The sequence below is a fragment of the Alistipes sp. An66 genome (assembly GCF_002161445.1).
Taxonomy (GTDB): Bacteria; Bacteroidota; Bacteroidia; order Bacteroidales; family Rikenellaceae; genus Alistipes; species Alistipes cottocaccae.
Genome location: NZ_NFHT01000002.1, coordinates 79,829 through 104,058 on the forward strand (window position 1 = coordinate 79,829; position 24,230 = coordinate 104,058).

General features: G+C 63.1%; 16 protein-coding genes. 15 read left to right on the plus strand and 1 reads right to left on the minus strand.

Annotated features, from left to right (window positions below):
- Positions 1–14 precede the first annotated feature (14 nt).
- The gene (locus B5G16_RS02140) at positions 15–548 is read right to left on the minus strand and encodes an RNA polymerase sigma-70 factor (protein ID WP_162612002.1); all 534 of its coding nucleotides are present in this window, start codon (positions 546–548) and stop codon (positions 15–17) included.
- A 165-nt stretch (positions 549–713) separates the two neighbouring features.
- On the opposite strand from B5G16_RS02140, the gene B5G16_RS02145 reads away from it, so the two are divergent.
- From B5G16_RS02145 to B5G16_RS02215, 15 genes are all read left to right on the plus strand, one after another.
- On the plus strand, positions 714–1,679 hold the full coding sequence (locus B5G16_RS02145) for a FecR family protein (RefSeq protein ID WP_162612003.1): 966 nt from the start codon (positions 714–716) through the stop codon (positions 1,677–1,679).
- 248 nt (positions 1,680–1,927) lie between these two features.
- Positions 1,928–5,239: a SusC/RagA family TonB-linked outer membrane protein gene (locus B5G16_RS02150; RefSeq protein WP_162612004.1), complete on the plus strand. Its 3,312-nt coding sequence runs from the start codon at positions 1,928–1,930 to the stop codon at positions 5,237–5,239.
- A 14-nt stretch (positions 5,240–5,253) separates the two neighbouring features.
- Complete coding sequence (locus tag B5G16_RS02155) at positions 5,254–7,134, plus strand: RagB/SusD family nutrient uptake outer membrane protein (protein WP_087260642.1); 1,881 nt, start codon at positions 5,254–5,256, stop codon at positions 7,132–7,134.
- Between the two features lie 117 nt (positions 7,135–7,251).
- A complete protein-coding gene (locus B5G16_RS02160) occupies positions 7,252–8,616 on the plus strand; it encodes a neutral/alkaline non-lysosomal ceramidase N-terminal domain-containing protein (RefSeq protein WP_087260644.1) in 1,365 nt (454 codons plus the stop codon).
- Between the two features lie 9 nt (positions 8,617–8,625).
- Complete coding sequence (locus B5G16_RS02165) at positions 8,626–10,464, plus strand: beta-N-acetylhexosaminidase (protein ID WP_087260646.1); 1,839 nt, start codon at positions 8,626–8,628, stop codon at positions 10,462–10,464.
- Between the two features lie 3 nt (positions 10,465–10,467).
- Positions 10,468–12,312, plus strand: a complete 1,845-nt coding sequence (locus tag B5G16_RS02170; protein WP_087260648.1) for a beta-N-acetylhexosaminidase — start codon at positions 10,468–10,470, stop codon at positions 12,310–12,312.
- A 37-nt stretch (positions 12,313–12,349) separates the two neighbouring features.
- The gene (locus B5G16_RS02175; protein ID WP_087260649.1) at positions 12,350–13,174 is read left to right on the plus strand and encodes an N-acetylmuramic acid 6-phosphate etherase; all 825 of its coding nucleotides are present in this window, start codon (positions 12,350–12,352) and stop codon (positions 13,172–13,174) included.
- 36 nt (positions 13,175–13,210) lie between these two features.
- Positions 13,211–15,160, plus strand: coding sequence for a hypothetical protein (locus B5G16_RS02180; protein WP_087260651.1), 1,950 nt, complete (start codon positions 13,211–13,213; stop codon positions 15,158–15,160).
- Between the two features lie 60 nt (positions 15,161–15,220).
- On the plus strand, positions 15,221–16,249 hold the full coding sequence (locus B5G16_RS02185) for a transglutaminase-like domain-containing protein (protein ID WP_087260652.1): 1,029 nt from the start codon (positions 15,221–15,223) through the stop codon (positions 16,247–16,249).
- Positions 16,250–16,262: 13 nt separating this feature from the next.
- Positions 16,263–17,600 carry a putative glycoside hydrolase gene (locus B5G16_RS02190; RefSeq protein ID WP_087260654.1) on the plus strand — a complete coding sequence of 446 codons (1,338 nt, stop codon included), beginning with the start codon at positions 16,263–16,265 and terminating at the stop codon, positions 17,598–17,600.
- Between the two features lie 15 nt (positions 17,601–17,615).
- Positions 17,616–18,464, plus strand: coding sequence for an N-acetylglucosamine kinase (locus tag B5G16_RS02195; protein WP_087260655.1), 849 nt, complete (start codon positions 17,616–17,618; stop codon positions 18,462–18,464).
- Positions 18,465–18,479: 15 nt separating this feature from the next.
- Positions 18,480–19,679: a glucose/galactose MFS transporter gene (gene gluP, locus B5G16_RS02200; RefSeq protein ID WP_087260658.1), complete on the plus strand. Its 1,200-nt coding sequence runs from the start codon at positions 18,480–18,482 to the stop codon at positions 19,677–19,679.
- Between the two features lie 3 nt (positions 19,680–19,682).
- The gene (locus tag B5G16_RS02205) at positions 19,683–20,948 is read left to right on the plus strand and encodes a carcinine hydrolase/isopenicillin-N N-acyltransferase family protein (RefSeq protein ID WP_087260660.1); all 1,266 of its coding nucleotides are present in this window, start codon (positions 19,683–19,685) and stop codon (positions 20,946–20,948) included.
- Positions 20,945–22,282 carry a sodium/glutamate symporter gene (locus B5G16_RS02210; protein ID WP_087260662.1) on the plus strand — a complete coding sequence of 446 codons (1,338 nt, stop codon included), beginning with the start codon at positions 20,945–20,947 and terminating at the stop codon, positions 22,280–22,282. Before B5G16_RS02205 ends, B5G16_RS02210 begins: the two co-directional genes overlap by 4 nt.
- Positions 22,279–23,721, plus strand: a complete 1,443-nt coding sequence (locus B5G16_RS02215; RefSeq protein WP_087260664.1) for an amidohydrolase — start codon at positions 22,279–22,281, stop codon at positions 23,719–23,721. The genes B5G16_RS02210 and B5G16_RS02215 overlap by 4 nt, the downstream gene beginning before the upstream one ends.
- The last annotated feature ends 509 nt before the right edge of the window (positions 23,722–24,230 follow it).

A 24,230-nucleotide genomic window follows, 5' to 3' on the forward strand; every position in this document is an offset into this window, starting at 1 on the left:
AAAACGCAGTCGGATCAGAGCGTTTCCAGTTCCGCCTTCAACTCCCGGAGGGCCAGGACGATATGGTTGTTCACCGTATTGATGCTCAAATTGAGGTGACGGGCGATCTCGCTGTTGGAATACCCCAGATAACGGCTCATCCGGAAAATCCGCTGCCGTTGAGGAGGCATGCGGTCGATGACCAGTTCGATCATCATCGCCAGATTCTCGGCATTGATCTGCTCGTCGATGCTGAACATCGTCCGGGCTTTCGCACTCTTCCGCTCATACTGCATCACGATCTTCTGATGCTCGTAGATGTCGAAGATCGCATTGCGCGCCGCCCGGAAAAGATAGCGGTCCAAAGATTCCACTTTCGGAATGATCTCCCGGTTCTCCCACAAACGCATGAAGACATTGTGCACGACATCGTCCGTAAGCAGATTGTCGTGCAACAACTTGCTCACAAAACAACGCATCTTCGGAGCAAACTCCTTGTAGATCTGCGCAAAAGCCTCGGTGTCTGCATCCTGTCCGGGGGAGGGTACGAGCCGTATTTTCTTCTGCATCCGGGAAGGCATTTGCACAAAAATAGAAAAAAAATCCACGCTCCGACGCAGAAACGAAAAATATTCGAAATTCTGCAAATCGCATTGGTGAATCCCTTCGTCTGGACCGTCTTATAATAAAAAATGGCAGAAAAAATGTCCGATCAAGAGTGCATAAAGCGAATTTTGGATTCGTTCACCCGCCGCGAAACCGGCGAAGAAGCCCGTCAGAAATTCCGCCAATGGATCACCGATCCGGAGGAGCGGAAGGAGAAGGACCAGGCGCTGGAAGCGCTGTGGAACGAAACCCGGGCTGATTTCACTGCCGCCGACGAGGCGGGCTGGGAGCGGCTCGCAACGGCGATCGCCGCCCGGAAGCGCCACGTTCGGCTCCGCCTGTGGCGCCGCACGGCTCTCGGAGCCGCCGCCGTCCTGATCCTCGGACTCTTCGTCGCCCAGCATCTGCTGCTCTCGAAGCGGATCGAACGGGCCGAACAGGACCGGACGCTCTGCTACGTCACCTCGCCGGGAAGCAAGGGCGAATTCACACTGCCCGACGGCAGTTCGGTATGGCTCAACGGCAACAGCCGGCTGACGCTCTCCGAGCAGTTCGACGGGGCCCTGCGGAGCGTGAAACTCGAAGGCGAAGGATTCTTCGACGTCACCCGGAATCCCGAACGCCCCTTCATCGTCGAGATCGGGAAACGTCGGATCGAAGTGCTCGGCACGGCCTTCGATGTGAAGAGCTACGCCCATCTCGACTATCAGGAGGTGGTGCTGGTGCGCGGATCGGTAGACATCCGCTCGGAGAACGGACAGGTCGTCCGCCTGAAACCCAACGAACGCTACGTCGCCCAGACGCAGGGCGACGAAATGACGGTCTCGATGGTCAATGCCTCGGATTACAGCCACTGGATGGATCGTCTGCTGATCTTCGACAACAAGCCCTTCGGCAACATCCTCATCAGTCTCGAACGCTGGTACAACATGGAGTTCGACATCGCCCGCAACGTTGACCTCAAAGCCCACCTCTCGTTCAACGTCAAATACGAATCCGTGGACGAGATCCTGCGGGCCATCTCGCTGATCATTCCGATCCGCTACCATATCGACTATGTGAACAACCGCGTGCACATCGCAGCCAGGAAATGACCGGCAGCCGCCGCAACGAAACAACCGACCCAACCTGAATACGAACCTTAAACACACCTGCCCATGAAACAGAGCCAACCCTGACCCAAAACAAACGGGCTCCCGAAAGAGCCCGCTTGCGACTTTTCAAAGCCTTTTTGCGTAATGTCCGGCCAGATATTACCGCTAACTTCAAAAAATCTTTCAAATTTATGGATAAAATTCGAAAAATTCAGGGTTTTATCAAAAAATGTGTCCCTGAATGCGGAATGATTGCCCTGACGGCGGTATTCCTGCTCTGCTCTCTGACCCTTTTCGCGCAGGATTCGAACAAAACGATCAAGATCGACGTCAAGAATGTCAGCGTCAAAGAGTTCCTGACCCGGATCGAGACCCAAAGCGACTATTCGTTCATATATAAGGATGCCGACATCGACGCCTCGAAGGTCGTGACCCTCCAAGCCACCGGCACCGTCGAACAACTCGTCCGGCAGGTTCTTCCGGATTTCGCCATGCGGATCGAGAACCGCATGATCATCCTCACCCGCAACACGGCGTCGTCCGACGTCGCCGCAGAGAAGGGCCGGATGCGGCAGATCAAGGGCGTCGTGGCCAGCGTCAACGGCGAAGCCATCGTCGGCGCCACAATCATGGTGAAAGGCAACAACTCGCTCGGAACCGTTACGGGCGAAGGCGGACGCTTCACGCTGTCGGTACCTCCCGGGACGACACTCGTCGCCTCGTTCATCGGCTACCAGACCGAAGAGGTCCCCGTCGGCACGCGCACGAACGTCGAGATCCGCATGGCCGAGGATACGAAAGCCATCGACGAGGTGGTCGTGATGGGTTACGGCAGCCAGCGCAAGGTGACCCTGACCGGTTCGGTGGCCACGACCTCCGGCGAGTCGCTCGTCAAGAGTTCGTCGGTCAACCTCTCGCAGGGCCTCGCAGGACGTATCTCCGGCGTCATCGTCAACAACCGCTCGGGTGAGCCCGGACGCGACGACGCCGTGATGTACATCCGCGGCCGCAGCACGCTCGGCGACAACTCGCCGCTGATCATCATCGACGGAATCGCAGGCCGCGGCGACGAGTTCAGCCGTCTGTCCGGCGACGAGATCGAGAGCGTCACGGTTCTGAAAGACGCCTCGGCCGCCATCTACGGTTCGCGCTCGGCCAACGGCGTCATCCTCGTAACGACCAAGCGCGGGCAGATGAACACCGCCCCGCGGATCACCTTCAACTACGACCTCGGTCTGCAACAGCCCACACGGCTCGTCGAAATGGCCGACGCCGTGCTCTATGCCGAATCCTACAACGCCTCGAAGGCCATCGACGGAGGAGCCCCGATGTACACGCCCGAACAGATCCAGAAATACCGCGACGGTTCGGATCCCGTGCTCTACCCCAACACCGACTGGTTCGACACCATCATCAAGACCCTCTCGGCACAGCACAAATACGGCGTGTCGGTGAGCGGCGGCACCCAGCGGCTGGGCTACTTCGTACAGGTCAACGGCCAGTACCAGGACGGTATCTACGAGAAGAGCGCCACGGAATACAAGCAGTACAGCGTCCGCTCGAACCTCGACATCCAGGTAACCAACAGCCTCAAAGTGGGCTTCGACCTCTCGGCCCGCGAGCAGCACAAGAACTACTCGGCCTTTCCGAGCGACGACTACGGAATCTTCTACATCGCCACGCGCATGAAGCCCACCAGCGGCGCCTATTACCCCAACGGCATGCTGCGCGGCGGCACCAACCCCGCCGTGCTGGTGCAGGACCTGACGGGCTACGACCGCACGAAGATCAACACCCTGAACTCGACCTTCACGGCCGAGTGGGACCTGGGGTGGCTCACCAAGGGGCTGTCGGTGAAGGGCAACCTCGCCTACGACGTCGTGTCGAACTTCCGCAAGAACTGGCAGCAGCCCTGGGAGTACTACTCCTACGACGAGGTGACCCAGCAGTATGAGAAGCATACGAGCTCCTACTGGACCACGCCCACGCTGCGCGAATACCAGACCCGGACCTCGAACCTCACGCTCAACGCCACGATCAACTACAACCGGGAGTTCAACGGCCACAACGTCGACGTCATGCTCGGCTTCGAGCAGAGCCAGTACCGCAAGGACTATCTCGCGGCTTCGCGGCTCAAATACGGCTCGGACGCCCTCGACGAACTTTTCGCCGGCGATGCCGACAAGAACTATTTCGACAACGACGGCTATGCCGCCGAGACGGCCCGCCGAAGCTACTTCGGACGATTCAGCTACGACTACCGGAGCAAATATCTGTTGCAGGTGATCATGCGTTACGACGGGTCGGAGAACTTCCCGAAGGACAACCGCTGGGGCTTCTTCCCCGGCGTGTCGGCCGGCTGGCGCATCTCCGAGGAGCCGTTCGTCAAGGACAACCTCCTGTGGCTGACCAACCTCAAACTCCGCCTCTCCTACGGCGAGCAGGGTAACGACCAGATCGACGCCTTCCAGTACGTCACGACCTACGCCTACTCGGACTCGACGATCTACAAGACCAAGTACGACGACAAGGATGTCAACTTCATCATCCCGGGCACCACGCCCAACCCGTTCGTGACGTGGGAGGTCGCCAAGACCTGGAACCTCGGTCTCGACGGCGAGATCAAGGGCGGACTGCTCTCCTGGGAGCTGGAATACTTCCACACGCGGCGTGAGAATATCCTCTGCACGCGCAACGCCTCGATCCCCAACTATTCGGGACTGACCTCGCTGCCCGACGAGAACATCGGCATCGTCCAGAACAGCGGCGTCGAGTTCCAGCTGGCCCACCAGGGACGCTCGGCCGACGGCAACTTCCGCTACCGCATCGCCGGCAACTTCCTCTATGCCAAGAACAAGGTGATCTACATGGACGAGGCGCCCTGGCCCGAAGGCCACGACTACATGAAACTCGAAGGCCACCCGATGGGCTCGGGACTCTACTACCAGGTCATCGGCATCAACAAGACCGAGGAGGATCTGATGAAATACCCGCAGATGGCCGGAGCCACGCTCGGCGACTTCATCTATGCCGACCTCGACGGCGACGGCGAGATCACGAACCTCGACCGCAAGCGCTGCGACCTGACCACCGTGCCGCAGATCGTCTACGGCCTGAACTTCTCGGCCACCTACAAGAACTGGGACTTCATGGCGCTGTTCCAGGGTCAGGCCCGCGCCCGCTACTACTACGCTCCGTTGAAGGATCACGTCTCCGGGAACGTGGAACGCGAGGCCGCCGAAAAGGCCTGGACGCTCGACAACCGCGACTCGAACTACCCGCGCATGGGATCGAGCGTATCGAGCGCCAGCATCAACCGCAGTTCGTTCTACTACAAGAATGCCGCCTTCCTGCGCCTGAAAAACCTCGAAATCGGCTACACCTTCCCGCAACGCTTCTTCGGCAAGTCGGGCATCAAGGGGCTGCGGCTCTATGTCGGCGGTTACAACCTCTTCACGATCGACCAGCTGAAAACCGTCGACCCCGAAACCAGCGACGAGGAGCTGCAAACCTATCCGCAGATGCGCATCTACAATGCAGGTGTTAAAATCATGTTCTAAAACCGACCATCCCCATGAAAAAGATACTGTATATCCTGACCGCCCTCACGCTGCTCGCGTGCAGTGACGACTTTCTGGACAAAAAGCCGTTGGACAAACTCTCCGAAGAGGATGTCTTCAACAACGACGCCCTGGCCGAGGCTTATGTCAATGCGCTGTACGTGGTTCTTCCCGACCCCTTCACCGAAGGGAACATCGGCTGCTGTTCCGACGAGGGGTTCTTCCGCTACGGCGGCACCTCGACCAACTACATCGCCCGCGGACAGATGACGCCCGACAACATCATGTACATGGAGGAGGGCGGGTCGGCCCACAACACCCGCACGACGTTCCTCAACATCTGGAACCGCGCCTATGAGTTCATCCGCAACATGAACGACTTCCTGGTGCGCATGGAGACCAACACGACGCTCTCGGAGGATGTCCGCACGCGGCTGACCGGCGAAGTCTACTTCCTGCGTGCGTGGGCCTACACGAACCTCGTGCAACGTTACGGCGGCGTGCCGATCATCAAAAAGGTCTACGGCATGAACGACGAGTTCAACGCCACGCGCGACAAGTTCGACGACTGCGTGGATTTCATCCTCGAGGACCTCGCCGAAGCCAAAAAGTACCTTTCGGAGACCTCGGTGCTGGGACGCGTCAACAGCGACGTCTGCCTGGCGCTCGAATCGCGCATCACGCTCATTGCGGCCTCGCCGCTCTTCAACGACCCGGAGAACCCCACCGGTTCGATCTTCCGCGGACAATACAGCGCCGACAAGTGGGATCGGGCCCGGCAGGCCGCCAAGGCGATCGTGGACCGCGCCGATGTGGACGGAGCCTACGCGCTGGGAGCCACCTATGACGACTACTGGAAGAACATCAACTCCGACGAGGTGATCTGGGCGAAGTACTTCACCACCACCTCTGGCAACAAGGCCCAGTTGTTCTACGCCCTGATCGACTACGAGGAGACGCTCAACGGATGGTCCTCGATGGAGCCCACCGAGGCGATGGTCCTCGACTACGAGATGGCCGCCACGGGCAAGAAGATCTTCGAGGAGGGTTCGGGCTACGATCCCGCGAATCCGTGGGAAGGCCGCGACCCGCGCTTCTACAAATCCATCGGACACCCCTACGGCGAGATCTGCGGATACAAGCTCGACAATGCGTTCTACTACGCCGCAGGCGTTACCGAGGCGGATTTCGCCGCCGGCAAAACCGCGCCGTCCTACGAATCGAAGGGCAAGCACATGATCAACGAGAGCACGACGACAGGCTATGCCCTGCGCAAGTGGATCATCGAGGATGCGCCCGTCACCGAAAACGAGAACACGACGCTGATGTATCCGTGGTTCCGGCTGGCCGAGATGTACCTGAACTACGCCGAAGCGGCCTACATGTGCGGCGACGAGGAGACCTGCCGCCAGTACATCAACAAGGTCCGCGACCGCGCCGACGTGAAGATGCCGCCCGTCACCGAATCGGGTTCGGCGCTCTTCGACCGGCTGGTCAACGAACGTCGCATCGAACTGGCCTTCGAGGCGTTCCGCTACTTCGACCTGCGCCGCTGGAAGCTGGCCCCGTTCTATGAGAACATCCCCATGGCCGGCACGCGCCTGATGGTGCTGACGCCCGACGCCGCCAAGCCCGACGAGAAGCAGAACCTGATCCGCACGGTCCGGGTTTACGACGCGTCGAAGAACGACAAGAGCTACTACACGCCGAACATGGTCTACGAGTACGAGTGGCTCGGCAAGAAATACAGGATCGACTACGGCGACTGCCTCTCGGCCTTCATGGCTCCGCAGAAGAACTTCCCCGAAAACGGAAGCCATTACCTGATGCCCATCGGGCGCAACGAAATCACGAAGAGCCAGAATTCGATCGAGCAGAATCCCGGTTATATTTAACGGCAGGGCAAACGACTGACATTCAGCCGTCTGTCCCCGCACATTCCCGAAGCGGAGGAGTCCCGAAGACTCCTCCGCCGGGGGAATCTCATACCGAACCTTTCAACCATTACAGCCATGCGAGCCTATAACATACCGTTTTTCCGCATGCTGGCGGCATTGCTGGTCGTGCTGCTCTCCGGATGCCGGAGCGAACGGCTGACCTGCAACTACGCCTCCGCCGACATATCGACCAAAGAGGAGGAGCACGTCGTACTGGCGGGATTCGCCGCCCGGCACGGACTCTCGACCGGGATCCACCTTCCGTTGAAGACCCACTGCCTGGTGATCGCCAAAGGCACCGAAAAGGTGTGCATCGTCTCGAACGACCTGATGGAGGTCTCGCCGCGCGAAGCCGACCGCATGCGCACCGAGATCGCCAACCGCACGGGACTGCCTGTCAGCCACGTACTGCTGCACTGCATCCACACCCATTCGGCGCCGCGCATGGGCGGTGCCTCGGCCGTCGAGGGCGGCACGAACTACAACTACGCCACCCGTACGCTGCAAACCGTCATCGACTGTGCGGTCCGCACGGTGCTCGACGACGAGGGATTCCGTCCCTTCCGGCTCGAAATCGGCCGGAGTACGACCTCGATCAACGGCAACCGCTGCGAGAAGGAGGGGCCCGTCGACCGCAGGGTCTATGTGGCCCGCTTCCTCGACGAACGGGACAATCCCATCGTCTCGATCGTCAACCTCGCCTGCCATCCCGTCTGCATGGGCCCGGCAAGCCTGCTCGTCTCTCCCGACTACGCCGGCGTGGCGGCCCGGGAGTTGTGTGCGGACTGGGGCGGCGACGTGATGCAGCTGACCGGCGCCAGCGGCAACATGAATCCCGTCTACGGCCCGAAGACGGTCGAATATGCCGAGGAGACCGGGCGCCTGCTGGCCGATTCGCTCAAAGGCATTCCCTTCACGCCGGTCCGCGAGCGCAACGTGCTGCGGGTGGCCGACGGAGTGGCCGAGCTTCCCTTCCGCATCGACTCCGTGACGCCCGAAGCGGTCGCAGCGCATGCCGACGAGATCGCAGCCTGGGACACCGCCGTGTCGTCTACCTGGAAGAGCGACGTAAGAAACTGGGAGCAGGAGATCCTCGCCCGGTTCGATGAGAAGGGAATCCCCAGCCGGCTGCCGTTCCGGATGACGGCCGTCAACATCGACGGCATCGTCTTCTTCTTCTCCCAGGGCGAGCCCTTCGTCGAATACCAGCAGGAGGCCCGCGATGCCTTCCCCGGGACGACGATCCTCTTCGCGGGATACACCAACGGCCAGAACTCCTACCTGCCCTCCGCCCACGCCTTCGAGCACCGGAAGGGCTACGAATATGAGATCGACCAGATGCACGTCTACATCAAGGCGCCCTACCCGCTTTCCGACCGGATGCCGGAGTGCTACTCGCAGGCCGTCCGGGCGACCATCGAAGAGGCCCTTGTCGAATAAACCATTCCCATGACCCGAACAAGCACCATGAAAAAACTCATCACCCTTCTGCTGGCGGGTTCGACGCTGGCTGCGGCGGCGGGCGTCCCGGCACGCTACGGGATCATCCCCGCACCCCGGAGCCTCGAACCCGCAGAAGGAGTCTTCACGCTGAAAAGCACCACGGCACTGACCGTCGAGGCCCGGGATACGCTCTTCCGGGAGGTGGCCGAGGATTTCGCCCGGCAGGTGCGCCGGACAACCGGCTACGCCATCCTGTCCGGCGCGGAACGCCCCCGCAGCCGCATCATCCTGCGGCAGGTCGACGGGCTGGGCGAAGAGGCCTACCGGCTGACGATCGCCCCGTCGGAGGTATGCGTGGAGGCCTCCGCCGCACACGGGGCCTTCTACGGCATCCAGACCCTCTGCCAGCTCCTGCCGGCCGAAATCTACGGCGACACGCGCGCCCGGGGCGTGCGCTGGCAGGCCCCCTGCTGCCGGATCGAGGACGAGCCCCGCTTCCCCTACCGCGGGATGATGCTCGACGTCGGGCGCTATTTCCTGCCCGCGGAGAGCGTCAAAAAGTTCATCGATCTGATGGCCATGCACAAGCAGAACATGTTCCACTGGCACCTGACCGAGGATCAGGGCTGGCGCATCGAGATCCGGAAGTATCCCCGGCTGACGGAGATCGGGTCGTGGCGCCGCGAGACGGCCGGCTACGCCGGGCGTGAGAAGAGCGACGGCACGCCCCACGGCGGATTCTACACGCAGGACGACGTGCGCGAGATCGTCGAATACGCACGCCGCCGCTACGTGACCGTCATCCCCGAGATCGAGCTCCCGGGCCACTCGACGGCCGCCATCGCCGCCTATCCCGAACTGGCGTGCTTCCCCGACCGCAACTACGAGGTGGCGACGACCTGGGGCATCAAGAAGGACGTCTACTGTCCGAAGGGCTTCACGTTCCGTTTTCTCGAAGATGTCTTCACCGAACTGTTCGACCTCTTCCCGTCGCCCTACTACCACATCGGCGGCGACGAGTGCCCGAAGGAGCGCTGGAAGGAGTGTCCGCACTGCCAGGAGCTGATGGAGATCCTCGGGCTCGACGACGAGGAGCAGTTGCAGACCTTCTTCGTGAAGCGCATCGACGGCTTCCTGCGCCAACACGGCAAGACGGTGATCGGCTGGGACGAGATCCTCGACGGCGGGGCCGTCGAATCGACCGTCGCGCTCTCCTACCGCGGGCACGCCCCCGCGGCCCGGGCTTTGAGCCGCAACATGTACACCATCCTGGCTCCGAACCGCTGGTGCTACCTCGACTACAACCAGCAGGACATCGACGAGGGCGGACAGGGGCTGTTCCTGCCCCTGCGCAAGGTCTACGATTACTTCCCGAAGATCGACTCGATGCCCGACCGGAGCCGGAAATACATCCTCGGCCTGCAAGGCTGCGTCTGGGGCGAGTACATCCCGACGTCCGAACGCATGGAGTACATGGCCTTCCCGCGGGCGCTGGCACTGGCCGAAGCCGGATGGTGCGACCTCCCGGACAAGGACTGGGAGTCGTTCCGCGTGCGGATGGAGAAGGGGCTCCGGCGTCTCGACGCCAAACGGGTCGGATACTGCCCGGCCTACTACAACGTTCTCTTCCTCTTCGACCGGGAGGCCCCCTACCCGCGTGAGGTGGAGCTGGAACTCGACTATCCGGGAGCGGAGATCCGCTACACCACCGACGGTTCGGCACCCTCGCCCTCGTCGCCCCGCTACTCGGCGCCGCTCGCCGTGGAGAAGGGGACACGCATCCGCGCCTGCGGCTTCACGCCCGACGGCAAGGCCACAGGTTCCGCCGTCGAAAAAACCTTCTGACCCATGAAAAACTTCGCAACACTTCCGATAACCGCCCTGCTGCTGACCCTGCTGACGGCCTGCTCCGCCCCGGAGCCGGACAACGGCGAGATCCGCATCATCCCCCGGCCCCGGCACGTCGAGCGCTACGAGGGGCGGCTCACCCTGACGGAGCAGTGCCCGATCGTCATCGACACGGCCGACAGCGACCTGCTCCGTATCGCGGGGTTCCTCAACGAACGCCTGCGCACGGCCGCGGGATTCGAACTGCCCGTCACGGCCGCGGACGACCGGGCTGCCGTCCGCTTCGTCCCGGTCGACGGGATGAAGTCCGAGGCCTACCTGCTGCAATCCGGACCCCGGGGCGTCCGGATCGAGTACTCCGATCCGGCCGGGGCCTTCTATGCGGTCCAGACGCTGCTGCAAATGCTCCCGCCGGCGATCTATGCCGACACCCGGCAGCGCGGCACCGAATGGACGATCCCCTATGCGCGGATCGAGGACGAACCCCGCTTCGCCTACCGCGGCATGCACCTCGACGTGTGCAGCCACTTCTTCGGCACGGAGTACCTGAAACGCTACCTCGACCTGATGGCCATGCACAAGATCAACCGCTTCCACTGGCACCTGACCGAGGACCAGGGCTGGCGCATCGAGATCAAGCGCTACCCGCTGCTCACCGAGAAGGGATCCGTGCGCCGGGAGACGGTGATCGGCTCCTGCTTCTCGGGGTTCTACGACGGAAAGCCCTACGGCGGCTACTACACGCAGGAGGAGATCCGCGAGATCGTCCGCTATGCGGCCGAACGCTACATCACGGTGATTCCCGAGATCGAGATGCCGGGGCATGCGCTGGCGGCGATCTCCTGCTATCCCGAACTCTCGTGCGGATTGGAGGAGCACTACGAGCCCGCCACCAAATGGGGCGTCTTCCGGCAGGTCTACTGCCCGAAGGAGGAGACCTTCCGGTTCCTGGAAAACGTCCTGGACGAAGTCTTCGAACTCTTCCCCTCGCCGGTCATCCACATCGGCGGCGACGAGTGTCCGAAACAGAGCTGGAAGCAGTGCCCGCACTGCCAGGGGCTGATCCGCCGCATGGGGTTGAAGGACGAATTCGAGTTGCAGAGCTACTTCATCCGCCGCATGGAGCGTTTCGTCAACTCGCGCGGACGGGAGATCATCGGCTGGGACGAGATCCTGCAAGGCGGTCTGGCCCCCAACGCCAAGGTCATGTCCTGGCTCGGCGAGGAGGGCGGCATCGAGGCCGCACGGCAGGGGCACGAAGCTGTCATGGCACCCCACTCGCGCTACTACCTCGACTACTATCAGGCCGACCCCGACACGGAGGCGATCTGCATGGGGCACCTGGTCCCGCTGCGCACGATGTACGACTACAACCCCGTTCCGGAGGTGCTGACCGACGACGAGAAACGCTTCATCATCGGCGTCGAGGGGTGCGTCTGGACCGAGTACATGCCCGACGCCGCACGGGTCGAATACATGGCGTGGCCCCGCATGACGGCCATCGCCGAGACGGCATGGAGCCCCGCGGCAAAGGACTGGGAGGGGTTCACCCGACGGCTGGAATACCACTTCGGACGGCTGGACGCCCTGCACGTCGGCTACTGCCGGGCCTTCTACGACCCGCTCATCCAGCTGCACAAGGACAGCGCCTACACGCGCATCGCCACCATCGAGGTCGACGCCCCCGACGCCGAGATCCGCTACACGCTCGACGGCTCCGAGCCGACGGCCGCCTCGACGCGCTACACGCAGCCCTTCGTCGTCAACCGCTCGCAGCGGATCCGCGCCGCGGCCTTCCGCGACGGGAAGCCGATCGGAGCGACAACCTCCAAACAAATGAACTGATCCGAAAATACACATTTCAAAAATCCGATTTACTGTCATGAGACTAACCGAACAACCGTCGCTGTACGACGATTTGGAGAAGAAATCCGTCGAGGAGCTGCTCCGCGACATCAACGAGGAGGACAAGAAGGTTCCTCTGGCCATCGAAAAGGTGCTGCCCGACCTGACGCGGCTGGTCAGCGCCATCGAACATCAGCTGCGCAACGGCGGCCGCATGTTCTACCTCGGCTGCGGCACGGGAGGGCGCCTCTCGGTCCTCGACGCCATCGAGCTGCCGAACACCTACGGCATCGACCCGGAGATGATCCAGTGCGTGCTGGCCGGCGGTGTCGAGAACCTCGTGCTGGCGCTCGAAGAGCGTGAGGACGACGTCGAGGAGGGGTGGCGCACGCTGCAAGAGCGCAACATCTCGCCCAAGGACATCGTCGTCGGCATCTCGGCCAGCGGCACCACACCGTTCGTGCTCGCCGCCCTGCGCCAGTGCCGCGAGCACGGCATCCCCACCGGATCGTTCGTCAACAACCCCAACTCGCCGATCTCGGAATACTCCGACTACCCGGTCGAGGTCGTTACCGGCCCGGAGTTCGTCACCGGCAGCACCCGGATGAAGTGCGGCACCACGCAGAAACTCATCTGCGACATGATCAGCACGACGGTGCTCATCCGTCTGGGGCGCGTCGAGGGCAACCGCATGGTCAACGTGCGGCTGATCAACGACAAGGTCGTCGACCGCTCGGTGCGCATGCTCATGGACCGCAACCCCGCACTGACGGACTACGAGTTCTGCAAACAGGCGATCATCCGATGCGGCAACGTCAAGAAGACGGAACAGTACCTGCACGAACAGGGCATCCTCCGATAACCGAAAAACCAACCATCAACTCAAAACCGACCCATTATGAAAAAGTTTCTTTCCTGGTTGACCGTCGGGAGCCTTCTCACCACGCTCCTCTCCGCCGGCTGCAACACCGCGGACGACGATGATTTCGAAATCATCACCAAACCGGTCATCAAATTCGAGACGGGGACCGACGCCAGTGCGGTCAAGGCCGTCATCACCTCCGACATCGACCTCAAATCGGTCGTCGTCACCACAAGCTGGGGCTCGGGCGCCGACGCCGGGAGCGAGACCGTAGCCACGATCACCTCGTTTGCGGACCCCCACTCCTATGTCTATGAGAAGAGCTTCACGGCGCCCCAGGGCTATCTGGAAATGACCGTGAGCGTCAAGGCCGAGAACACGCGGAACCTCTCGACGACGGTTTCGACGAAGGTCAAGGGCGAAGTCGTCATCACGATGGACGATGTCATTGACGCCCTGTCCGCCGCCTATGAGGAGTGGGAGCGCACCGGATCGATGCCCGACAAGATCTCCATCCAGGGCTTCTCGTTCCCCAAAGTGCAGTATTTCGAATATGCGGCCCAGACCTTCTTCAACCTCTATGCTGGGAAGAGCAACAATCCGGTGGTTACGGGCACCTATCTGGATGCCGAAGACAACACGGTTGCGGACACCTTCGCACAGGAGGAGATCTCGAAGGAGCTGCTCAACAATGCACTGACGAGGATCGTGAACTACGCCGCCACCAACGGCCACTACCCCAACTACGCATCCTATCCCGGCACTTATGAGGATCCCGCCGGCATCGTCTACGAGGGGAACTTCACCTTCCGCCGTGCCGTGGTCTGCGTGGCCCGCATCCTCGACGCCTACAAGGAGACCAACCAGCTGCCCGCGACCCTTTCGGCCGAGTACCAGAACCTCACGCCCTATGAACCCGGCGTGGTCGGGACCTTCACGAAGAGCGCGCTGGTCGACGCCCTTGCGGCAGCCTACGCCGAGTGGGAATCCGCCGGCGCCATGCCCGAAAGCATCACCGTCGACGCCGCAACCCTCGACAAGGTGCAGTACTTCCACGCCGCCATCCGGGTGCTGCTGAACGCCCGGGCGAGCGACGACTCCGACATCGAGGTGCTCACCTACCTGATGCCCTCCAACCCCTCCCGCGACACCTATGACAAGGAGACCGTCAACGTCTTCAACGGCGCGGCGAGCGGCTCCGACACGGAGGATCTGGCCAACATCGCCCAGCGCATGCTCGACTATGCAGGCTCGATGACCGCAGGAAACGGTCTCTTCCCGAACAGCGTCTCCTTCGCCCGTCAGGATGGCTCCGTGGAGTTCTCGTTCAACCGGGCGCTGGTCAGCTTCGCACGGGCCGTCGCAGGCTTCAAGACCGACAGTTCGTGGCCCGAGAGCGTATCGACGGAGTATCTGACCGCCGCCAGCGCCACCCTGCGCGACTTTGCCGGGCAGTTCATCGGGATCCTGACCGTCTGGGAGAACACGACCGGCGACATCCAGGTTACCGACGGCGACAAGTTCGAGGATGTACGCTACGTTCCCGCCGACACCAAGATCACCGTCAACGGGGTCGAGTACGACAAGACCTCCATGTACGAGATCGCCATCCGCGGTCTGAAAGCCCTCGCCGAGCAGAACGCGACGCTCGACGCCGCCCTGCCGGCCATCACGACCTACCCGTGGGCAGCCAACCCCTACAACGAGGGACAGGGCAACGGCGGCCCGCTCACGCCCGAAGAGGCGACGCTGGAATTCCTGCTCAACTATGCCGGACGGCAGCTCACCTGGGCGGGCAACAACAACGTCTGGTCGAACTTCTGCGGATACACCGGCAATCAGGTGGCCGGCTACGGCGGCGTCTGCTGTCTGGAACGCAACCTGCTGACGATGGCCCGCTTCTACAAGTACCTGCTCGACAACAACATCTCGAACAACATCGCCACGGCCTGCGCCGACGTGAAATTCGACGCCACGCTGTATTAGTCCGAACCCGTCCGTTCCGGCGGCTGCGGCCGCCGGAACGGATCCTTTACCCGAACCGACATGAAAAAACTCTTCTGGATACTGGCCGGCATCGCGCTCTGCGCGTGCGATTCCGGCTCCGGCTCCGAGCCCCCGAAAACGGAGGGCGGATCCGGATTCGAACCCTCGACCCGCAACGGAAGGATCGTCTGCGCGCTGGCCGACGCCTATGCGGAGTTCGAGTCGACGGACAAACTGCCGTCGTCCATCGAGGTCGACGGAGAGACGCTCGACAAGGGCGCCTGGTGGGAAGCCGCCGCACGGCTGCTGCTGCTCATGACCAATGCGGAGAGCGGCTGGGAGGAGACGGAACTGACGCTCGAAGGCTACGCCGCACCGGCCGAACCGACGAAATTCGACACCTTCCCCGCCGATGAGATGCCGATCGGCGCGCTGTGCTACCAGTCGGAGGCGCAGCTGAACTTCGCCTCCGGGCGGGGGACCTTCGCCAACTACTGCACCTTCTCGAAGACGGGCTACACCGCACCCGACGGCACGACCTACGAAGGACAGATGTCGTTCGACCGGGCCGCCGTGATCTTCATGCGGGCCTTCGCCCATTACAAGGAGCACGGGCAGCTGCCCGAACGCCTCTCCTCGTGGCCGAGCGACTTCCTGCACCCGACGCTCAACTGCGACCCGTCCGACGCGACCGTCACCGCAGCTCTGGCCGGGGCCGTGGCGGGGAAGAGCACCCTGCGCGAGAAGGCCGAGGCGATCTTCCTCTACGTGCGCGACCACGTCGAGTACGAGTATTACGAAAACACCTCCTACGGAGCAGCCGGGACGCTCTCCGGCGGCAAGGGCAACTGCTGCGACCACGCGCATGCGGTCATCGCCATGGCGCGTGCAGCCGGCATCCCGACGCGCTACGTGCACGCCGAGGCGACCTATCCGAGCGGCACGGTCTATGGACACGTATGGGCCGAGCTGTATCTCGACGGCGTGTGGTATCTCTGCGACGCCACGGGCAAGGAGAACACCTTCGGGAACCACGAGAACTGGGTTTCGTTCGTCCTGAACAGCAAACTGGCCGAACTGACCTTCTAAAATTCCGAACACCATGAAAACGACCAAAACGCTTCTCGCCCTGCTGCTCGGCGCGCTGCTGCTCCCCGGATGCAAGGACTCTTCCAACGAGAACTACCCTTCGGCCGAGCAGCTCGCGGGCGTCGTTGTCAACGAGGTGTGCGGCTGTCTGGACGCGGACGACGACAGCTGGATCGAGATCTTCAACACCGCCGACCGGACCATCGATCTGAAAGGCGTCCGGTTCTTCCTCACCGACGACGACCGCTACCGGACGTGTATCGGCATCCTCCCGCAGCGGAGCATCGCTCCCGGCGGACATCTGGTCCTCGGAGTCCGCACGGGAGAGATCGATACGGGGATTCCGGCCGCCACGGTGCGGGAGATCTACATGACCGCGGCCGACGGTTCGGAGATCGACCACTTCGTACGGGCCTCGGACCTCACCCGTCCCGACGCCCACGCCGCGGGCGGGAGTTTCTCGCGCCTTCCGGACGGAACGGGGTCGTGGTACACGACGACCACCGCCACACGGGGTGCGGCCAACATCGGATACACCAGCCGGGCGGGATTCTGGCTGTGGAGTTCCTCGCTGAACAGCATCTCCTTCGAGACGCTGGCCGCAAAGGGCTACGGACACGTCATCCTCCACGAGCAGGCCTTCAAGTCCTACCCGCAGGAGACGGTGCTCGGCCGCATCGCCGAAGCCGAAGCTCTCGGCATGACGGTCCACATCTGGATGCAGTGCTTCTACGAGAACAGCACCTGGGTCAGCCCCGTGGACGACGCGAACAAGCGGTACGACCAGGAGCTCTACGACCGGATCCTCACCCGCGCCGAAGGGTATCTCGACCTGGGCATCCGGGCCATCCACTTCGACTACATCCGTTTCGGCGGCACGGCCTACAAGCACAACTTCCCCGAAGCGGGCGTCACGGGCGAAGGGGCCATCACGGAGTTCTGCCGGCAGGCCGCGGAGCGCCTCCGGGCACAGAATCCGCAGGTCATCCTCTCGGCGGCGCTCATGGCCGAACGCGAGGGCATCTACTACTACGGGCAGAACCCCGCACAGATGGGCCAATACCTCGACATTCTGATCCCGATGATCTACCGCTACTCCGAGACCGGCGGCGCCGACCGCGACGGCACCTGGGCCTGCAACATGGCCGACTACTTCGCGGAGAAGGCCGGAGGCGCCGAGGTGTGGGCCGGGACGCAGACCTACCGCTATACGTCGGGTTCGGCCGTCGGACTCGCGCAGGAGCAGCTGCGGAGCGACTGCGCGGACTTCACGCAGTCGAAAGCCGCGGGAATCTTCCTCTTCCGCTACGGGCTGGGCAACTTCCCCGACGTCAACGACCTCTGGAACTAAATCCGCACCGAAACCATGATACTCATTGCCGACAGCGGCTCGACAAAGACCGATTGGGCGTGCATCCCGTGCGACGGGAGCCGCCCGCAGGGCTTCACGAGCCAGGGGTACAACCCGAACTACATCACGCAGGAGCAGATGCGCGAGGATATCCTCCACGCGCTGCCTGCGGGATTCCCCCGCGAGGCGATCCGCGAGATCCACTTCTACGGCGCCGGGGTCACGGAGCTGCAATACGGATTCGTGCGCAGCGTGCTGCGCGGAATCTTCCCCAACGCCGAACCGATCGCCGTGGCCATGGACCTGCTGGCCGCCGCCCGTGCCCTGCTGGGGCGCGGGAGCGGCTTCGCGGCGATCCTCGGCACGGGGACCAACTCCTGCCTCTACGACGGAGAGCGCATCACGCTGAACATCGACTCGCTGGGCTTCATCCTCGGCGACGAAGGGAGCGGGGGCTACCTCGGCAAGCGGCTGATCCGCGACTTCATCCGCGGCGACATGCCCGAAGGAGCACGGCAGCTCACTGCCGCGGAGCTCGGGCTCTCGGGCGACGAGCTGATCGACCGCATCTACACGCGGCCCTTCCCGAACCGGTTCTGTGCGCAGTACAGCCGTTTCGTCGGCAAGAACCTGCACACGGATCCCTATTTCCACCAGTTGGTGGCCGACTCCTTCCGGGACTTCTTCCGCAACATCGTCAGCCACTACCCCGACTACCGCAGCTACCGTTTCAACTGCGTCGGATCGGTCGGATACGCCTACCGCGACCTGCTGCTCTCCGTGGCCGGGGAGTTCGGCATGGCGCCCGGGCGCATCATCCGGGCCCCGATGGAGGGTTTGATCGACTATCACACGAACCGCTAAAACACGTCAAAAACCATGACTCGAAAAGACAACTACCTGCTGCCGCTGGCCTTCATCGGGCTGATGTTCTTCACCGTGGGGTTCGCGCTGGGCATCAACAGCTATCTGGTGCCGCTGTTGCAAGCGACGCTCGACGTCTCGTCGGGCGAATCGTACCTGATCCTCGCGGCGACCTTCTCGGCCTTCCTGATTTTCAGCTACCCCACGGCGCAGATCATCCGCCGGATCGGATACCGCCGGACCATGGCGCTCTCGTTCGTGATCTTCGCCGCAGGGTTCCTGCTCTTCGTGCCGTCGGCCCGGACGGAGAGCCTGGGGCTGTTCCTGCTGGCCTCGTTCATCTGCGGCGTGGGCAACACCGTCCTGCAAGCGGCCATCAACCCCTACATCACCATTCTGGGACCCATCGAGAGCGCCGCGCGGCGCATCAGCATCATGGGCATCTGCAACAAGCTGGCGTGGCCCGTGGCGCCGATCTTCCTGGCGGCCGTCATCGGCAAGGAGGTCAGCCAGGCCGTGCTGACGGACATCGACCTGCCGTTCTACATCATCGTGGGCATCTTCCTTCTGCTGGGCGTGCTGATGCTCTTCGCACCGTTGGAGGAGATCAAGGCCACGGGCGAGGACGAGGCCGAAGCCGCCGACTGCCCCTATGCGACGGGGAAAAGCTCCATCCGACAGTTTCCCCACCTCATTCTGGGCGCCATCGCCCTGTTCCTCTACGTCGGGGTCGAGACCCTGGCGCTGGCCACCACGGTGGACTACGCCGCCAGCCTCGGACTCCCCGACCCGCAGGACTACGCCGTCTGGCCCAGCATCGGGCTCGTCGTCGGATACGTGGCCGGCATCCTGCTGATCCCGAAGCGGCTCGATCAGGCCGCGGCGTTGAAAATCTGCTGCTGGACGGGCGTGATCGGCACCCTGCTGATCGTCTTCACGCCGGCGGAGATCTCCGTATGGTCGGTGTCGCTCATCGCGCTGGCCTGCTCGCTGATCTGGCCGGCGATCTGGCCGCTGGCCATGGCCGACCTGGGGCGCTTCACCAAGACGGGAGCTTCGCTGCTCGTGGCCTCGATCGTCGGCGGGGCAGTTATTCCGCTGCTCTTCGGGTTCCTCAAGGACGCCGTCGGCAACCAGCAGGCCTACTGGATCTGCCTGCCCTGTTACCTTTTCATGTTGTACTATGCCTGCTACGGCTGCAAAATCCGTCGTTGAGCGATGAAAGGAATCCTTTTCCCGGCCGCACTCCTCCTGACACTCCTCGCCTTCGTCAAGGCGGAGGCCTGCACGACGGCCGTCATCCCGGCCAGCGCCAGCCGCACGGGGCGTCCGCTGCTCTGGAAGCAGCGCGACACCTCGGAGGAGGCGAACCATCTGGCCCACTTCCGGGGCGAGCGGTACGCCTTCACGGGGCTGGTCGACACGGCCGACACGCTGCTGGAAAGCGTCTGGTGCGGCGCCAACGAGGCGGGCTTCGCCATTGCGAACAACGTCTCCTACAACCTCCGCCCCGACTCGTTGGAGAACAAACCCTACGAAGGGCTGGTGATGAAACGCGCACTGGGATGCTGCGCCACGGTGGATGATTTCGAACGAATGCTGCGCGAGATGCCGCACCCGAACGGACTGGAAACCAACTACGGTGTGATCGACGCCGCGGGCGGAGCCGCCTATTTCGAGGTCTGGGACTACGGATACACGCGCTACGACGCCGCCGATACGCCGGAGGGCTACCTCTGGCGCACGAACTTCTCGCTCTCGGGACGCCCCGACGAGGGACGCGGCTATACGCGCTACGCCACGGCCGAAGAGACGATGGCGGCCGAGGCCGCGGAGAAGTTCTCGCCGGAGTGGCTTCTGGACTCCCTGGGACGGTCGTTCCGCAACGCCGTCCTCGGCACGGACCTCATGCAGGAGCCCCTGCCGGCAAGCGGGCTGGTGCTCGACGTGGACTACATCCCGCGCTACACGACCACGGCGAGCATCGTCATCGAAGGGGTGGCCGCCGGTGAGGCGCCGAACTCCGCGGTGCTGTGGTGCGCGCCGGGCTACACGCCCTGTTGCTACGCCATTCCCGTCTGGGTGGCCGCCGGCGACCGGATCCCCGCCATCCTGACGCTTCCCGCCGGGAATCCCGAAGCGATCGAAGCGGCCGGGAAGGCCAAGAAGTCCGAAAAGGCAGGGACAACCGGAGCCGTCGGGAAGAAGACCCCGGCCAACGCCACGGCGCAGCAGCTCCAACAGAGCCTCTACCCGCTCGACCGCGACGGCGGGCACGTCTATCTCGACATGCGGCGGCTGCGGGAGGGCATTCTCCCGGAGGTCCGGCGTGCCGAGGCCCTCGAATTCGAGGAGGGGAAGGAGTTGGACCGGAAATTGCGCCGCACGGGATTCGATCCCGAAGCGGTCGCGGCCTACAATGAACGCGCCTGTGAACGCTTCCGCCAATACAGAGAACGAATCATCCAATTCCTGCAACCATGAACTTCACCCCCTGGACCCTGCTGATCGACGTGGGCATCATCTCCGCGCTGCTGCTGCTCGGCAAGCTGGCGCGGGCCCGCCTGCCCTTCATCCAACGGCTCTTCATTCCTCCGAGTCTGCTGGCGGGTTTCTGCGCCCTGCTGCTGGGCCCCGAGGTGCTGGGGTGGCTGCCCCTCTCGAACAACACGGGGACCTATGCCGGAATCCTCATCGCACTGGTCTTCGGGGCCCTGCCCCTGACCTCGACGCGCCAGACCCGAAAGGGCGGCGACCACATCGGACGCATGTGGGCCTACGCCCAGGCGGGGCTCCTACTGCAATGGGCCCTGGGCGGCTTCGCAGGGCTTCTGCTGCTGGGGATGATCTGGCCGCTGAACGACGCCTTCGGACTCGCCATGCCGAGCGGTTTCTGCGGCGGCCACGGCACCGCGGCGGCCATCGGCGAGGCCTTCGCCAAATACGGCATGGAGGAGATGCTGTCGCTGGCCATGACAGCGGCGACGGTCGGGATCATCGCGGCGGTCGTCATCGGGCTGTGGCTCATCAAATGGGGCTCGGCACACGGCCAGACGACCTTCCTGAACAAGTTCACGGACCTGCCCGAAGAGCTGCAAACCGGCATCGTCCCGAAGGAGAAGCGCAGCAGCATGGGCGAAGCGTCGTTTTCGGCCATCTCGCTCGACTCGATGACCTTCAACTTCGGGGTCATCGCCCTGATCGCGCTCTGCGGCTACGGGATCAGCCAGCTCATCGCCCGCTTCTACCCGGCGCTGATGCTGCCCGTATTCAGCTGCGCCTTCATCGTGGGGCTGCTCCTGCGTCGGGCCTTCGACCTCACGCATACCCGCCAATACCTCTCGCCGAAGGTGATCGGGCACCTCTGCGGCGCCTTCACGGACTATCTGGTGGCCTTCGGCGTCGCGTCGATCAAACTCACCGTCGTGGCCCGCTACGTCGTGCCGCTCGCGCTGCTGCTCGGCATCGGGCTGCTCTGCACACTGGGCTACGTGCTCTGGATCGGGCGGCGCATCCACCGCACCTGCTGGTTCGAGAAGGCGATCTTCACCTGGGGATGGTTCACCGGGACGATGGCCATGAGCATCGCCCTGCTGCGCATCGTCGACCCCGACACGCGCAGCCGCTGTCTGGACGACTACGCCTACGCCTATATCTATATCGCACCGGTCGAAATCGCCCTCGTGACCTTCGCTCCCGTGGCCTTTGCGAACGGCTTCGGCGGCGGCTTCCTGACCCTTTGTGCCGCAGCCGGCGGAGCGATCCTGCTCTTCGCCGTGCTGAAAGGCTGGCTCACGAAAAAAACGGCGAAACCATGAGAAAAACGCTCCCGATCCTGCTTCTTGCACTGCTGCTTCCGGTCGTCGCGGCGTCGGCGAAACCGCCGCGTCAGCTCCGGAAAAATGCGGGCCTGCACTACCTCGACGACCATTTTCTGCGTTACGACTCCCTGCAAAAGCAACTCCACGGACTCGCCGAAACCGGCTACCGGGAGTTCCGGAGCGCCGAACTGCTGTGCCGCCACCTCGAACAGCACGGATTCCGCGTCGAGCGCGGCGTGGCGGGGATTCCGACGGCCTTCATCGCCGCCTTCGGCGAGGGCGGCCCGGTGATCGGCGTCATGGCCGAATACGACGCCCTGCCGGGCATGGCCCAGGATACCGTTCCCTTCCGCCGGGCGCCGGCAGGCGGCGGCGCCGGGCACGGCTGCGGCCACAACCTCCTCGGCACGGGCTCCGTGGCGGGGGCCGTCGCCGTCTCGAAGTGGCTTGCCGAAGGGCACCGCGGCACGATCCGGCTCTTCGGATGCCCGGCCGAGGAGGGCGGCGGAGGCAAGGCCTACCTGATGCGCGAAGGGTGCTTCGAGGGGCTCGACGCCATGCTCGACTGGCACCCCGACACGCGCAACACGGTGAACACCCAAACCGGGCTGGCCAACGTGCAGGTGCGCTTCACCTTCCACGGACGTTCGGCGCACGCCTCGGGGGCTCCCGAGCAGGGCCGTTCGGCCCTCGACGCCGTCGAGGCGTTCGACTTCATGATGAACCTCCTGCGCGAACACGTGCCGCAGACGACGCGCATCCACTACGTCATCACCGACGGCGGGCGTGCGCCGAACGTCGTACCCGACCGTGCCGAGGTGCTCTACTACCTGCGCAGTCCGCAGCGGACGGTGGTCGGCGAGCTGCTCGACCGGGCGTTGAAGGCCGCCGAAGGGGCCGCGCTCGGAACCGGCACGACTTTCGAACACGAAATCATCTCCGGGAACTACGAGCGACTGCCGAACCGGACCCTCTCGGAACTCCTCTACCGGAATCTCGAATGCCTCGGCGGCATCCGCTACGACGCCCGCGAGCGGGCCTTCGCCGTGGAGATGCTGCGCAACTCGGGGATTACCGACACGGCGTGTCTGGCCCGCGTCTCGCGGGTCGAGCCGCCCTCCGACGAGGGGCTTGCGGCGTGGGTGTCGAGCGACGTGGGCAACGTGACGTGGGGCGTCCCGACGGGGAGTCTCCGCATCGCCTCGTTCGTCCCGGCCGGGAGCGGGCATTGCTGGCAGCAGACGGCCAGCGGCGGCACGACCATCGGTACGAAGGGAGCCATGCAGGCCGCGCGGGTGATCTGTCTCACGGCCTGCACGCTCTACACCGATCCGGCGACGCTCGCGCGGATCCGGGCCGAATTTCTCGAACGCCGGGGTCCGGATTTCCGGTTCGAGCCGCTGATGGGCGACCGCACCCCACCCCTTCCCCTTTAAGAAAGGAGATTTGTGGGCTGCGGAGCCTTATTGGGGTTTCCGGGCCTTTTACCCGCATCGGCCGCCGCCGTGTTTTGGCACTTTTTGGATCGGCAAAAAGCCCCCCGGTTAAGAACCGGGTTCTATGGGCTGCGGGACCTCACGAGGTTTCCGACCCGGTTCCGCGCCTTGACGGTCGAAGCGCGGAATTGCTGCGGAAACCCCACAAAGGTTCCTTCGCCCATAGAACCGGTCTTTTAGACCGGCGCACTTTGCTTTTCGCGGAAAAAGAATCTTCGGAATTCCGAGCGCCCGGAACGGGAGGCTGTAAAGGCTTGATCTTACTGCACCCGTTCAGCGAGGAGTTCCGAAGATTCCCGCGAAAAGCAACTTGCGGCTGGTTTTGGTGGTACCTTTTGCCATCAAAAGGTACCGGTTTAAGAAACCGGTTTCAGGGGCGGAGGTATCAATGAAGGGTTCCCGAAGCATTTCTGCGCTTCAATTCAAAAAGGGATTTTCATTTGCAACAA